The 14,876-nt window shown below is 62.1% G+C and carries 11 protein-coding genes; 1 reads left to right on the top strand and 10 read right to left on the bottom strand.

The features are described from left to right. Nucleotides 1–24: 24 nt before the first annotated feature. The 5 genes from grpE to oxc all read right to left on the bottom strand — a co-directional run bounded on the left by grpE (nt 25) and on the right by oxc (nt 8,339). The gene (grpE, locus tag AC8GDA_RS06935; RefSeq protein WP_506555804.1) at nt 25–600 is read right to left on the bottom strand and encodes a nucleotide exchange factor GrpE; all 576 of its coding nucleotides are present in this window, start codon (nt 598–600) and stop codon (nt 25–27) included. 156 nt (nt 601–756) lie between these two features. Then, a complete protein-coding gene (gene fdhF / locus AC8GDA_RS06940; RefSeq protein WP_506555805.1) occupies nt 757–3,594 on the bottom strand; it encodes a formate dehydrogenase subunit alpha in 2,838 nt (945 codons plus the stop codon). Further along, nucleotides 3,591–5,312 carry an NAD(P)H-dependent oxidoreductase subunit E gene (locus tag AC8GDA_RS06945; RefSeq protein ID WP_506555806.1) on the bottom strand — a complete coding sequence of 574 codons (1,722 nt, stop codon included), beginning with the start codon at nt 5,310–5,312 and terminating at the stop codon, nt 3,591–3,593. Before AC8GDA_RS06945 ends, fdhF begins: the two co-directional genes overlap by 4 nt. 4 nt (nt 5,313–5,316) lie before the next feature. After that, complete coding sequence (gene frc / locus AC8GDA_RS06950; RefSeq protein ID WP_506555807.1) at nt 5,317–6,573, bottom strand: formyl-CoA transferase; 1,257 nt, start codon at nt 6,571–6,573, stop codon at nt 5,317–5,319. Nucleotides 6,574–6,593: 20 nt separating this feature from the next. Beyond that, nucleotides 6,594–8,339: an oxalyl-CoA decarboxylase gene (oxc, locus tag AC8GDA_RS06955; RefSeq protein WP_506555808.1), complete on the bottom strand. Its 1,746-nt coding sequence runs from the start codon at nt 8,337–8,339 to the stop codon at nt 6,594–6,596. 184 nt (nt 8,340–8,523) lie between these two features. Between oxc and AC8GDA_RS06960 the strand changes: the two genes are divergently transcribed. Beyond that, nucleotides 8,524–9,132 carry a Crp/Fnr family transcriptional regulator gene (locus tag AC8GDA_RS06960; protein ID WP_506555809.1) on the top strand — a complete coding sequence of 203 codons (609 nt, stop codon included), beginning with the start codon at nt 8,524–8,526 and terminating at the stop codon, nt 9,130–9,132. Here AC8GDA_RS06960 and pyk read toward each other — a convergent pair. From pyk to AC8GDA_RS06985, 5 genes are all read right to left on the bottom strand, one after another. Then, nucleotides 9,129–10,541, bottom strand: coding sequence for a pyruvate kinase (gene pyk, locus AC8GDA_RS06965; RefSeq protein WP_506555810.1), 1,413 nt, complete (start codon nt 10,539–10,541; stop codon nt 9,129–9,131). The genes AC8GDA_RS06960 and pyk overlap by 4 nt on opposite strands. 16 nt (nt 10,542–10,557) lie before the next feature. Continuing rightward, nucleotides 10,558–11,568 carry a 2-dehydropantoate 2-reductase gene (locus AC8GDA_RS06970; protein ID WP_506555811.1) on the bottom strand — a complete coding sequence of 337 codons (1,011 nt, stop codon included), beginning with the start codon at nt 11,566–11,568 and terminating at the stop codon, nt 10,558–10,560. A gap of 48 nt (nt 11,569–11,616) precedes the next feature. Beyond that, nucleotides 11,617–12,384 carry a fumarylacetoacetate hydrolase family protein gene (locus tag AC8GDA_RS06975; RefSeq protein WP_506555812.1) on the bottom strand — a complete coding sequence of 256 codons (768 nt, stop codon included), beginning with the start codon at nt 12,382–12,384 and terminating at the stop codon, nt 11,617–11,619. A 119-nt stretch (nt 12,385–12,503) separates the two neighbouring features. Continuing rightward, the gene (locus AC8GDA_RS06980) at nt 12,504–13,316 is read right to left on the bottom strand and encodes a cytidylate kinase family protein (protein ID WP_506555813.1); all 813 of its coding nucleotides are present in this window, start codon (nt 13,314–13,316) and stop codon (nt 12,504–12,506) included. Between the two features lie 29 nt (nt 13,317–13,345). After that, a complete protein-coding gene (locus tag AC8GDA_RS06985) occupies nt 13,346–14,869 on the bottom strand; it encodes a tripartite tricarboxylate transporter permease (RefSeq protein ID WP_506555814.1) in 1,524 nt (507 codons plus the stop codon). Between the last annotated feature and the right edge of the window lie 7 nt (nt 14,870–14,876).

Raw genomic sequence — 14,876 nt, forward strand, 5'->3', positions numbered from 1 at the left:
AAGTTGGGTGCGAAATGCTGGATTTCAAGAGGCCACGGCCACCAGGGCGGGCCGCAGCACACGCTCACCAATGAGATAGCCCTTCTGGAGCACCGACACGACATGACCCGCGGTCACGGGTGGGTCGGCCTGGGCCCCGTCGACCATGGAGACGGCCTGATGGCGGTTGGGGTCAAACTTCTCGCCAGCCGGATTCAAGGCCACGAGCCGGCCCTTCTCAAAGGCCTGCTGGAGTTGTTTCAGGGTGAGTTCCACCCCACTGGTGAGGCCCTCGAGGGTCTGGCCTTGGAGCGAGAGCGCCGTCTCCAGACTGTCGGCCACGGGCAGCAGGGCCTCGGCAAAACCTTCGATGGCGAACTTGCTCGCGTTGCCCAGTTCCTGGGCATGCCGTTTGCGCAGGTTCTCAATCTCCGCTGCCAGGCGAATCAGCTGGTCATCGCGCTCGGCCAGCAGGGACTGCGCATGGGCCAAGGGGTCTACGCTGGGCACATCGGTGGAGCCATCGGTGGCGGCAGGCTGACCAGCAGCCTGCTCGGCTGGGGGTGTTACCTGGGGGTCTTGGTCTTGCGGATGGGACGGGTCTTGTGGCGTGGCCGACATGGTCTAACGCTCCTGGAAAAAGATCGATTTCTCAGGAGATGGGGGCTTCCCCCCGCCATTTCAAGGGGAAGACCGCCAAAAATCAGGCCGCCAAGCAAACCAGGCCTGGGCCCGCCCGTGGCATGGCGCCAAAGGCTGCAGGCGATGCGCGCTCGCCTAGGCGTCGAGCCTGGCCATCAGCCCCTCGAGAATCTGACCGCCACCGTAGCTGGCCTGGACCGGTGGAATGCCACCCTTTTCCAGTTGAACAGCGCAGTACTTGAACTCGGGGATCTTGCCGACCGGGTCCAGGGCTGCGTTGGTGAGCTGATTGATCGCGGCCTCGTAATAACAAAAGGGGACAAAAATGGCACCCCTCGGCGTGGCCTCGTCGGCACGGGCATAGAGGCTGACCTCGCCGCGCCGGCTTCGCAGGGTGACGACATCCCCGGGCACAACGCCGAATCCGTCGAGGTCGAGCGGGTGGATGAGGGCCACTGGGTCTGGCTCCAGGGCGTCGAGCACCGTGGCCCGGCGGGTCATGCTGCCGGTGTGCCAGTGCTCAAGCTGCCGGCCCGTGATCAGCACCAAGGGGAAGTCTGTATCGGGCCGCTCATTGGCTGGAATGATGTCGGCCGGCACGAAGCGGGCCAGGCCCGTGGCCGTGGGAAAGCGCTCCGTAAAAATCACCCGATCGCCTGGGTCGCCTTCTTTCAGGCAGGGGTAGGTCACGGCGCCATCCTGCTCGAGCCGCGCCCAGGTGATGCCACCGATACTCGGCATGGTCTTGCGCATCTCATCGAAGACGTCCGACACGTGGCTGTATTGCCAATTGAGGCCCAGCTGCCGAGCCATGTCTTGGATGATCCAGAGGTCTTGGCGGGCCTCTCCCGGTGGCGAGACCGCCTGCCGACCCAATTGAACGAGGCGGTCGGTGTTGGTGAAGGTGCCGGTCTTTTCGGGAAACGCGCTGGCTGGCAGGATGACATCGGCCAAGTAGGCCGTCTCGGTCAGGAAGATGTCCTGCACCACGAGCAGGTCGAGCGAGGCCAGGCTGTGGCGCGCATGGTGGGCGTCGGGGTCGGACATGGCGGGGTTCTCGCCCTGGATGTACATGCCCCGAATCTCGCCACGGTCGATGGCATGCATGACCTCGACCACGGTGAGTCCAGGCTGGTCATCGAGGCTCTCCACGGGCACGCCCCAGGCCTTGGCAAATGCAGCACGCACGGCTGGGTCGCCAACCTTCTGATAATCCGGGTACACCATGGGAATGAGGCCTGCATCGGAGGCGCCCTGAACGTTGTTCTGGCCACGCAAGGGATGCAGGCCCGTGCCCGGCCGTCCGATCTGGCCCGTCATGAGGGCCAGCGCGATGAGGCAACGGGCATTGTCGGTGCCATGGACATGCTGCGAGACGCCCATGCCCCAGAGGATCATCGAGCCCTTGGAGGTGGCATAGAGGCGAGCCACCTCACGGATGGTCTGGGCATCAATCCCGCAGATGGGCGCCATCGTCTCGGGGCTGTAGCCGGACACATTCTTCTCGAGGTCTTCGTAGCCGATGGTTCTGCTGGCAATGAAGTCCTTGTCGACCAGGCCCTCGGTCACGATGACATGCATCATGGCGTTGAGCAGGGCCACATCGGTGTCGGGCTTGAACTGCAAGAAGCGGTGGGCATGCCGCGAGAGTTCTGTCTTGCGCGGGTCCATGATGATGAACTTGGTGCCATTCTTCATGGCGTTCTTCATCCAGGTGGCCGCCACGGGATGGTTCACCGTGGGGTTGGCACCGATGATCACCACCACCTCGGCCTCGGTGACATCCATGACGGGGTTGGAGACCGCACCCGAGCCGAGGCCTTCGAGCAAGGCCATCACCGAGGAGGCATGGCACAGCCGCGTGCAATGGTCGACATTGTTCGAGCCAAAGCCCGTTCGAACCAGCTTCTGAAAGAGGTAGGCCTCCTCGTTGCTGCCTTTGGCCGAGCCAAAGCCCGCGAGCGCCTTGCGCCCGTGGGTGTCTCGGATCTGCTTGAGGCCGCCGCCGGCGCGGGCCAGGGCCTCCTCCCAGGTGGCCTCGCGGAAGACACTGAGCACATCGTCTGGGTCCATCATGAAATCGCCCTGCTTGGGCGCGTCGTCTCGACGAATCAAAGGCTTGCGAAGCCGCTGTGGGTGGTGGGCATAGTCGAAGCCGTAACGGCCTTTCACACACAGCCGCTTGTGGTTGGCGGGGCCATCGCGGCCCTCCACAAACAGGATTTTGTCGTCCTTCACATGGTAGGTGAGCTGGCAGCCCACACCGCAGTACGGGCAGACGGAGTCCACCTTCTGGTCGGGCACCGTGAGGGCCGCCTCGCGCGCCGGCATGAGTGCACCGGTGGGGCAGGCCTGCACGCATTCGCCGCAGGCCACACAGGTGGAGGCGCCCATGGGGTCGTCCATGTCGAAGACGATCTTGGCGTGCTCGCCCCGGAAGGCCAGGCCAATGACATCATTCACCTGCTCATCTCGGCAGGCCCGCAGGCACCGTGTGCACTGAATGCAGGCATCGAGGTTGACGGCAATGGCCGGATGGGAGAGGTCTGCAAACACCTGGGTGCGAGGCGCAAAACGCGGCTTGCCAACACCGAGCCTCTCGGCCCAGAAGTCCACCTCGTTGTGCCGCGTGTACTCCGCCTCGGGCATGTCCGACTGCAGGAGTTCAAGCACCATTTTCTGAGACTTCACCGCCCGCTCGCTGTCGGTGGTGACCTTCATGTTGTTGGAGGGGTGCCGGCAGCAGGAAGGTGCGAGCACCCGCTCGCCATCGATCTCCACCATGCAGGCCCGGCAGTTGCCAGCGGTCTCCAAACCCTGCTTGTAGCAAAGGTGAGGAATCTTGATGCCGTTGCGCTTGGCGACCTCAAGGATGGTCTCGTGGCCAAAGCCCGTGACCGCCTTGCCATTGATCTCAAACTGAATCTCGGTGGCCTGCAGGTTCACCGTCTCGACCTTCGTGACCGCATTCATGCCTTGGACTCCCGGCCTTGGCCCGTCAGTTCATGGGGAAAGTACTTGATGACGCAGTCGATGGGATTGGGCGCCGCCTGTCCCAGTCCGCAGATGGAGGCATCTCGCATGACGGTGGAGAGATCGCCCAGAAGGTCTTGGTCCCAGTTGTCGGACTCCAGTAGCCGCACGGCCTTGGCCGTGCCCACCCGACACGGCGTGCACTGGCCACAGGATTCATCCTGGAAGAACCGCATGGTGTTCAAGGCCGCCCGTTTGGCGGTGTCATGGTGGGAGAGCACCACCACGGCGGCCGACCCAATGAAGCAGCCGTGGGGCTGCAGGGTGTCGAAGTCGAGCGGAATGTCATTCATGCGGGCCGGCAGAATGCCGCCCGAGGCCCCACCGGGCAGGTAACCGTAGAAGGTGTGGCCCGGCAGCATGCCGCCGCAGTGCTCATCGATGAGTTCCTGGATGGTGATGCCCGCAGGTGCAAGCTTCACGCCCGGCGACTTCACACGCCCAGAGACCGAGAAAGACCGCAGCCCTTTACGACCATGCCGGCCATGCGAGGCAAACCATGCCCCACCCTTCTCGAGGATTTCCCGAACCCAGTGCAGCGTCTCGAAGTTGTGCTCCAGTGTGGGCCGACCCCAGAGGCCAACCTGGGCCACATAAGGGGGGCGAAGCCGCGGCATGCCGCGCTTGCCCTCGATGGATTCGATCATGGCCGACTCTTCACCGCAGATGTAGGCACCCGCCCCCCTGCGCAGTTCGATGAGCGGCATCTTGGCCATGGGTGGGCTGGCGCGAAGGAGGTCGAGCTCCTTTTCGAGCATGGCCCGGCAGCCGTGGTATTCGTCACGCAGATAGATGTAGATGGCCTCGATGCCCACCGCCCAGGCGGCAATCAGCATGCCCTCGAGGAAACGGTGCGGGTCTTGCTCGAGGTAGGTGCGGTCTTTAAAGGTGCCAGGCTCACCCTCGTCAATGTTCACGGCCATCAGCCGAGGCGCCGGCTGATCTCGAACGATGCGCCACTTGCGGCCAGCCGGAAAGCCCGCCCCGCCCAGGCCGCGCAGGCCTGAGTCTTCCATGGTCTGCAGCACATCCTCGAGGGAACGATCGCCCGACAGGCAGGCCTTCAGCAATTGGTAACCGCCCGCGTCCACATACGCCTGAAGGCCCGTGTAGGCCTCTGGCGCGTGAAGCCGTTGCCCGCTCTTCACAGCCTGGGCAATCTTCTCCTCGGTGGCAAAGGGAATCGGGTTCTGATGCACCACGGCCGCGGGCGCCTGCTCACAACGCCCGATGCAGGGTGCATGAATCACCCGAACCTCTTTTCCAAGCAAGGCCGGCAGTCGCTCCAACAGTCTCTGTGCACCCGCCATTTCACAAGAGAGCCCATCACAGACGCGCACCGTGAGTGCCGCCGGCGGCGCTTCACCATCGCGGACCACATCGAAGTGGTGATAGAAGGTGGCGACCTCATAGACCTCGGCCTGGGCCAGGCGAAGCTCGTGGGCGAGCGCCGCCAGGTGGCCAGACGAGAGATGCCCGAAGTGATCCTGCAGCCGGTGCAGGTGCTCGATGAGATAAGCCCGATCTCGTGATGTGTCCCCCAGCAGCCCCTGGACATCCTGGAGCGCAGTTGGGTCTACACGGCGGCCCTTGGGCGCCTGTCGTTTGCGTTCCTTGGTGGCGCCTTCGACTGCGATGGGGATCACGAGCTGGTTCATTGCCTTAGACCACAGCCTTCTCGTGCATGGACTTGATCTGGTCTGCGTTGTAGCCAAGCTCAGCCAGGACCGCATCCGTGTGCTCACCGAGCAGCGGCGCACCCGTGATCTCGGGCTTCAAGTCTGAGAACTTGATCGGGCTGCCCACGGTGAGGTACTTGCCGTAGACCTTGTGATCCACTTCCACGATGGAGCCACTGGCCCGCAAAGACTTGTCTGCAGCGAGCTCTTTCATCGACAATACAGGTGCGCAGGGGATGTCGAACTTGCGAAGAATGTCGACCGCCTCGTACTTGGTCTTGTCGGCCAGCCAGCTCTCGATGAAGGCGAAGATGTCAAAGATCTTGTCTTGACGGGCGCGGGCCGTGCTGTAGGCCGGGTCTTCGATCCATTCGGGCTTGTTCAAGGCGCGGCAGATCGGCTCCCATGCATGGCCCTGGATGGTGAAGTAGATGTAAGCATTGGGGTCGGTCTCCCAGCCCTTGCACTTCAAGACCCAGCCGGGCTGGCCACCGCCGCCAGCATTGCCGCCGCGTGGCACCACGTCGCTGAACTTGCCATGGGGGTACTGGGGATACTCCTCGAGGTAGCCGAGGTGATCGAGCCGTTGCTGGTCACGCAGCTTCACGCGGCACAGGTTGAGCACGGCATCTTGCATGGAGCAGGCCACCCTCTGGCCCTTGCCCGTCTGCTGTCGGCCAATGATGGCCGTGAGAATGCCGATGGCCAGGTGCATGCCGGTGTTGCTGTCGCCAAGGGCCGCACCAGAGACGGTGGGCGGGCCATCCCAGAAGCCGGTGGTGGAGGCTGCGCCGCCAGCGCACTGGGCCACATTCTCGTAGACCTTGAGGTCTTCGTAATGGTGACCATCGCTAAAGCCCTTGACCGAGGCCACGATCATCTTGGGATTGAGCTTTTGAATGTGCTCCCAGGTGAAGCCCATGCGGTCGAGGGCGCCGGGCGCGAAGTTTTCCACCATGACATCCGACTCTTTGATGAGCTTCTCGAGCACTTCCTTGCCCTGCGGCGTTTTGGTGTCCAGGGTGAGCGAGCGCTTGTTGCTGTTGAGCATGGTGAAGTAGAGGGCGTCGGCCTCGGGCTTGTCTCGAAGCTGCGTGCGGGTGACATCACCGGAGCCTGGGCGCTCCACCTTGATGACGTCTGCACCGAACCAGGCCAGCAGCTGGGTGCAGGCCGGGCCAGCCTGGACGTGGGTGAAATCGATGATCTTGATGCCCTTCAGGGGTTTGGTTCCAGACATGCTTCTTCTCCTCTTGTGAGTTATTTCTTGGTTGCTGCACTGGTTGGATTAAGGCTGGTGATTCGACCACTCTCGGTGCCTGCGGTTTCATCGATGATGGCGTTGATCAGGGTGGGCTTGCCGGAGCGAATGGCCTCCTCCATGCCGGCCCGCAGCTCGGCCGGCGTCTTGGCATGAACACCCACGCCTCCGAAGGCCTCCATGAGCAATTCATAGCGGGCGTTCTTCACGAAGACCGTGGGTGCCACATCGGCCCCACCCGTGGGGTTGACATCGGTGCCGCGGTAGACGCCGTTGTTATTGAGGATCACCACGCAGACAGGCAGGTTGTACCGGCAAATGGTTTCCACCTCCATGCCGCTAAAGCCAAAGGCACTATCGCCCTCAATGGCAATCACGCGCTGGCCGGTCACCACGGCCGCGCCCACACAGAAGCCCATGCCGATGCCCATCACACCCCAGGTGCCCACATCGAGACGCTTGCGCGGCTTGAACATGTTCACAATGCTGCGGGTGAAGTCGAGCGCGTTGGCCCCTTCGTTCACCAGGATGGCCTCGGGGTTGGCCTCGACGATGTCCTTGACCACGGCCAGGGCGCTGTGGAAATTCATGACCGGCGGATTCTGGGACAGGGTCTCCATCATCTTGGCCATGTTCTTGTTCTTGCGCTCTGCGATGGCGTTGGCCCACTCTGCAGGCGGCTTGGGCCAATTGCCAAGACCAGCCAGCAGGGCCGAGACACAGGAGCCGATGTCGCCCACCAACGGCGCGTCGATGGCCACATTGCTGTCCATCTCGGTGGGCGCAATGTCGATCTGAATGAATTTCTTCTGGCCAGGGCTGCGAGCATCCTTGCCGCCCCAGGTCTTCCCTTTGCCATGGGATAGCAGCCAGTTCAGTCGGGCGCCAATCAACACGACCACATCGGCCTCGGCCAGCACATAGGAGCGGGCCGGCGCTGCGGAGAGCTCATGGGTGTCGGGCAGCACGCCCTTGGCCATGGACATGGGCAGATACGGAATGCCTGTCTTCTCGATGAGTGCCTGAATCTCGGCATCTGCCTGGGCGTAGGCCGCACCCTTGCCCAAAAGAACAAGGGGACGCTTGGCCTCGCGCAGCACCGAAAGCGCGCGCGACACCGCATCGGGCGCAGGAATTTGACGTGGCGCGGGATCGACCACTTTGATCAGGGAGGCCTTGCCAGCGGCCGCATCCATGGACTGGGAGAAGAGTTTTGCAGGCAGGTCGAGGTAGACGCCACCCGGCCGGCCCGAGACAGCCGCACGAATGGCCCGGGCCACGCCCACGCCGATGTCCTCGGCATGCAGGACGCGGAAGGCCGCCTTGCAGTGCGGCTTGGCGATGGCGAGCTGGTCCATCTCTTCGTAGTCACCCTGCTGCAGGTCCACGATCTCACGCTCGCTCGAGCCGCTGATGAGGATCATGGGGAAGCAGTTGGTGGTCGCATTGGCCAGGGCCGTCAGGCCATTGAGAAAGCCAGGTGCTGACACAGTGAGGCAGATCCCAGGCTTTTGCGTCAGGAAGCCGGCGATGGCGGCAGCATTGCCCGCATTCTGCTCATGGCGAAACGAAATGACGCGCATTCCCTCGGCCTGCGCCATGCGCGTGAGGTCGGTGATGGGAATGCCGGGCAGGCCGAAAATGGTGTCGATGCCGTTGAGCTTGAGGGCATCGATCACGAGATGGAAGCCATCGGTGAGCTCCACGGACTCGGAAATGTTCTTCATGTCAGAGATGTTGGTCATCTTGTCGGTCTCTCTCTAGAGGCTGCGAAATAAGGGGCTGCCCAGCCAGCATGAACCTACTGAGTCGGCGCTGTGAAGGTATGATAAGAAAGGGCTGTGAGGCGGCCATTGACGATGGTCAAGTTTCGGCGCTTTTGTGAGCCCAAAAAGCCCATTAACCCTTTTGGGAACTCGCGTTTACCCCATGTCCTCCATCGATCGGCATCCCGAGAAGAACATCATTCGTGTGCAATTGCGGCAAAACCTCGTGCTCAAAGGGGTGGGTGAGGCCGATCTGGCCGCCCTGGAGCAGCAACTCTCCATCGTCGACCGGCAAAAAGGAGAGTTTCTTCTTCACCAGGGTGTGAAGGAAATGGAACAGTACTTTGTACTCGACGGCATTCTCAAACGGGTGGTGACCAACCCCAAGGGCAAGCGCATGATTCTGCGTTTTTCAGAGGGCACCGACATCGAGACCAGTTACGCGGCCTGGCGGCTCAAGACACCAACGCCCTACAGCATTGTGGCGGTGACCAAGGCCCGGGTGGCCAAACTGCCGCTCGCCCATTGGGTGGCCTTCATTGAGGACATTCCGCCGCTCAAGCAGGCCTTCAACATCGAGGTCATGAAGCTCATGAGCGAGATCATGGCCCACACCATCACGCTACACCTGCTCGATGCGCCGGGTCGGGTGCATCGCTTCCTGCGCAAGCACCCCGATCTCTTCGACAAACTGCCCAAGAAGGAACTGGCGGCCTACCTGAACATCTCCTCCGAGACGCTCAGTCGCCTCAAGCACGCCGGCAAGATCTAGACCGTTGCCACCCGGAGCAGGTTGGTGGTGCCCGGCCGCCCAAAGGGCATTCCGGCAGTGATCACGATCTTGTCGCCTGCCACGCCAAAGCCTTCGGCCTGGCAGACCTCTCGAGCACACGAGACCATCTCATCGGCGGAGCTCACATCGGGCACCACCTTCGCATGCACACCCCAGACAAAGGCCATGCGTCGGGCTGTTTCGAGCCGTGGGGTCATGCAGAGAATGGGGGCCATGGGCCGCTGACGGGCTGCACGAAAGCTGGTGGTGCCCGACGTGGTGTAAGTGACGTTGGCGGAGGCCTTGACCACCTCGGCCACGCTTCGCATGGCTGCACAAATGGCGTCTGCCGTGGTGGGAAGCGGCTCGGGGTGCTGAGCATCCATGAGGGTGCGATAGGCCGGGTCGGCCTCCACCTCTCGAATGATGCGATCCATCATCGAGACGGCCTGAACGGGATAGGCCCCACTGGCCGATTCCGCGCTCAGCATGACCGCATCAGCACCATCGTAGATGGCACTGGCCACATCGGAGGCCTCGGCCCGCGTTGGCGTGGGCGCCGAAATCATGGACTCGAGCATTTGGGTGGCCACAATGGTCGGCTTGCCCTGCGCGCGGCAGGAACGCAGGATGCGCTTGGATGCAATCGGTACCCGCTCGGGTGGCAGTTCCACACCGAGGTCGCCTCGAGCCACCATGACGAGGTCGGAAAGCCGAACAATCTCCTCGAGATGGTCCATGGCCTGGGGCTTTTCCAGCTTGGTCATGAGCAGGGCCCGGTCGCCGATGATCTCGCGGGCCTCATGGAGGTCTTCGGGCCGTTGCACGAACGAGAGGGCCACACACTCCACACCGAGCGAGAGGGCGAAGTCGAGGTCTCGGCGGTCTTTCTCGGTGAGCACAGGGATGGGCAGGATGGCGTCGGGCACATTCACGCCCTTCCGATCGGAGAGCGGGCCGCCGGTGATGACCTTGGTCTTGATCTGGGTGGCCGTCTTGCTCACCACCTGCAGACGCAGTTTGCCATCGTCGAGCAGCAGGGACTGCCCCGGCTCGACCGCCGCGAAGAGCTCCGGATGCGGCAGGCAGATGCGCTGGGCCGAACCCGGGGACGGGTCGTTGTCGAGGATGAACTCGCTGCCGGTTTCGATCAGGGCCTTGCCGCCGCCCATGACGCCCACCCGAAGCTTCGGGCCTTGCAAGTCCGCCAGGATGGCGATCGGTCGGCCCACACGGCGCTCCACCTCACGAACCATGTCGTAACGGGCCTGATGGTCTGCATGGGTGCCATGGCTGAAGTTAAATCGAAAGACATCGGCGCCCGCCTCGTGAAGCGCCAGGATGGTCTCCACCGTGGAACTGGCGGGGCCCAGGGTGGCGATGACCCGGGCGTTTCGTTGGCGTCTCATGAGGGCTCCGAATGGATTAGTTGAGGAAGTGCATCTTCACATACCCCTGGTGCTCCTGGGTAACTTTCTCCAAGAGCTTGACCAAGGCATAGACCGTGTTGATGTGCGGCGTGGGGATGTCCGTGAGGCGACCCAGTTCAGAGACGGAGCCCACCAAGGCATCGATCTCCACACTGCGGCCCGCCTCGATGTCTTGCAGCATAGAAGTCTTGTGGGCGCCAACCTTCTCAGCCCCCTCAATTCGCTTCTCGAGCGTGACCCGAAAGGTGATGCCGAGCTTGTTGGCGATGGTCTGGGCCTCGGTCATCATGTTGGATGCCAGGTCTCGCGTGAGCGGGAACTGGCAGATGGCCTCGAGCGTGGAGTGCGATAACGCACTGATCGGGTTGAAGGTGAGGTTGCCCCAGAGCTTGAGCCAGATCTCCGCCCGAATGTTGTCGAGCACGGGGGCCTTGAAGCCCGCGCGCGTGAAGCATTCGGAGACCATGGTGGCCCGCTCACTCACGGTGCCGTCGAGCTCGCCCACTGGAAAACGCAGGCCCTCCACATGGAGGATGACGCCGGGTGCCACCAGCTCCGAGGCCGGGTAGACCACGCAGCCCAGCACACGATCCGCCGGAATCTTGCGAATGGCATCGCCCGTGGGGTCGACCGAGGCCACCTGGGTGCCCTCGTAGGGGCCGCCGTGCTTGGTGAAATACCAATAGGGAATGCCATTTTGCATGGTGACCACGACGGTCTTGGGGCCAAAAAGCTTGGGCAGGTCGTCGGCAACGTCCGCCACCTGATGCGCCTTGACCGCAAGGATCACGATGTCTTGAGGGCCGGCTTCGTCGTAATTGTTGGTGGCCTTCACATTCTTGGCAATGTGCTCGGTGCCATCTTCCATGATGAGCTTGAGGCCGTTCTCACGAATGGCCTCCAGGTTCTTTCCACGCACCATGCAGGTGACATCCTCACCGGCCAAGGCCAGCTTGCAGGCCACGAGACCACCGATTGCACCCACTCCAATGACTGCTACTTTCATACGTCCTCCCAGAGTCTTATTTTTGTGTTGAATCAACCACCACCGCGACTACTCAAAGGTATTGATCAGTGACCCAATGCCTTCGATTTGAATTTCGATCTTGCTGCCTGGCTTCATGGAGCCCACCCCCACGGAGGTACCGCAGATGATGATGTCGCCGGGATGCAGGGTCATGTCGTGCGAGATTAGGCTTACGAGTTCGGCCACGCTGAAGTGCATGTCGGCAATCGGGTAGTCCTGACGAACATCGCCGTTGAGAATGGTCTTCACCTGGAGGCTGGCGGGGTCGAGCCCCGTGGCAATCGCAGGCCCGATCGGCAGGAAGCCATCGAAGCCCTTCGAGCGCACCCATTGCGGGAAGGTGGCATCTCGAAACAGGATGTCGGCATGGGTGACATCGTTCACGCAGGTGAGACCAAAGACATGCGACATGGCGGCTTCCACCGACACGGCCGTGGCCGTCTTGCCAATCACCACGCCCAGCTCACCCTCAAAGACCACCTTGCCCTCGGCTCGGGGCCTGGGAATGACCGCCCCTGGGTCGTTGTAGGTGTTGGGTGACTTCAGCAGGTAGAGCGGCTCTGGCGGCTTGGTGAGGTTGAGCTTGGCACTGAGCTGCGCAAAGTTATTCCACAGCGCGATGACCTTGCCAGGCTCCACCGGGCGCACCAGCCGAATGGCGTCGAGTGAGAGCCGCTGGTCGGTGGGGGTGGGCGAGGCGAACATGTCCCCTCGCCAAACCTGCACGCTGCCGGCCTCCAGCGTGCCAAAGCCTGCCTCGGCCCCATGTACAAATCGAACCCATTGATGGCCCATCGCGTTGCCCTCCCTTTGTAAAACTATTTTTTTAAATAACTTCGGGTTTCCCCTGATTATGGCTTTGAATACAAAAAAAGGGCGCCCTCGGGCGCCCTTTTTTTAAATGACGCCCCGCGCTATCGCTGTCTGGAGAAGAGTTTCAAATCGGCCTCAACGGACAAGACCCCCTTCACAGCGGCCGCAACCTTCTGGGCCGCCTTGGCCTCAAACTCATCGGCCACAATGCCCGCGAGCTTGACTCGGCCCTTTTGGGCCTCAATCACAATGTGCACATCGGAGGCCTCTTCGGAGCGACGCAAGGCCGCTCGCACATGGGCCACCAGCTCGGCGTCGCGCAGCCTCTGCTGGGATTCCGGCGTTTCACGGAAGGCGGGCTGCGCGAGCAGCGCCTTCACCTGACCCACGCAGGCATCCACCGACAGGCGCTTGGTATTGAGCACCAGATCGTAGAGCAATGGATCTCCCCAGACCGCCCCGAAGCGCACCTCCATGTTGCGCGTATGGGCGGCATCACTTCGAAGCAACTCCTCTCGAACCAGGTCCTCGTCATCGGTGCCAAGCTTGGCCTTGAGCCAGGCCACACGGTTCTCCAGGGGCGCACAGACCCGGATGCACGGAATGTGGGGAATCTCGCGGAGCAGGAAGGTTGCACCCCATCCCCGAATGATCACGTTGCCCTGGGCCGCCTGCTCGAAGACAGCCTCGGCCACCAAGTTGGACAGGCTTTCGTTATCCGTGGTGATGCGGGTGAGCAGGCCGGCCCTGCCCTCCACCACGCGACGAATGAGACTGGTGGGGCCCGCCATGTTTTCGGCGACGTGGTCCACCACCTCATTCTTCACCTGAGACAGCTTGAGCTCGTGGGCCAAGGCCTCGGCCACATCCTTGCCCAGCGATGCCATCTCTTGATTCATTGCAATCACAGGCATGGTCTACCCTCTTTCCAGTTGATCTGAACTCAATTCGCAGCCGCAGACTTGGTCGGGGTCTTACCCCCTGCGTACTTGCCATAAGCCCAGGTTGCCATGGGAAGGATGGCCATGAAAATCGCCAAACTCATGATGGTCCCCACAATGCCGTTGGCAAAGAAGATGCTCATGCTCCCATCGGACATCAGCATCGACTGCCGGAAGGCATTCTCTGCACCGTTGCCCAGCACCAAGGCGAGCACCATCGGGGCCAGGGGGTACTTCAGCTTCTTGAGCACATAGCCCACGATGCCGAAGACCAGCATGTACCAGACGTCACCCATGGCACTCGCCACCGTGAAGGCACCAATCGAGCAGGCCGCCAGAATGATCGGCGCGATGATGGTAAAGGGCACGCGAAGAATGGCTGCAAAGAGTGGCACCGTGGTGAGGCAGACGATCAGCGCCGCCAGGTTGCCCAAATACATGCTGGCAATGAGGCCCCAGACAAAATCGGGCTGCTCCTTAAAGAGCAGCGGGCCAGGCTGAAGACCCCAGATCATGAGGCCGCCCAGCAAGACCGCCGCGGTAGGGGAGCCGGGGATGCCCAGCGTGAGCATGGGCAGCAGGGCAGCCGTGCCGGCGGCGTTGTTGGCGGTCTCGGGGCCGATGACACCGTCAATCTCACCGGTGCCGAACTTGTCGCCGTTCTTCGAGAACTTCTTGGCCATGCCATAGCCCACAAAGGATGCTGGCGTGGCGCCGGCCGGCGCAATGCCCAAGCAGGCCCCGAAGATCATCGAGCGCAGGAAGTTGGCCCAATGCTTGCCGAGCATCTTCCAGGTCTTGAGCACCACGCGTGGATCAATCTTCGCCGCCACCCCTTGGAACTTCAGGCCATCCTCCATCGAGACTAGAATCTCACCCAGGCCGAACATGCCGATCACCGCGATGAGGAAGGCAAAGCCACGCATGAGTTCGGTGGATTCGAAGGTCAGGCGCAGCTGCCCTGTCACCACATCGATGCCCACACAGGCCAGGGCAAAGCCGACCATCATCGAGGCAATCACCTTGACGGGCGCCTCCTTGCCCATGCTCATGAAGCTGGCGAAGGTGAGCACCATGATCGCAAAGTACTCGGGCGGGCCGAAGCGCAGGGCGTACTTGGCAATGAGCGGCGCCAAGAAGGTGATCAGCAAGACCGCGAAGAAGGCCCCAATGAAGGAGGCCGTGAACGAGGTTGTCAGCGCCTCGCCCGCCATGCCTCGCTTGGCCATGGGGTAGCCATCGAAGGTGGTGGCCACTGAATAGGAGCAGCCCGGAATGTTGAACAGAATGGAGGTGATCGCACCGCCAAAGAGCGAACCCCAGTAAATACAAGACAGCATGATGATGGCCGAGACTGGGTTCATGCTGAAGGTGAGTGGCAGGAGGATGGCGATGCCGTTGGCACCACCAAGCCCGGGCAGCACGCCCATGAGCACCCCCAGAAACACGCCTGCAAACATGAGCAGCAAATTGGTCGGCGAGAGCGCCAACGCCATTCCACCCATCAGCGCATTGAGTTCTTCCACGATTGAC

The organism is Hahnella aquatica (SeqCode) (assembly GCF_965194505.1).
In the GTDB taxonomy this organism is placed as follows: Bacteria; Pseudomonadota; Gammaproteobacteria; order Burkholderiales; family Burkholderiaceae_A; genus Hahnella; species Hahnella aquatica.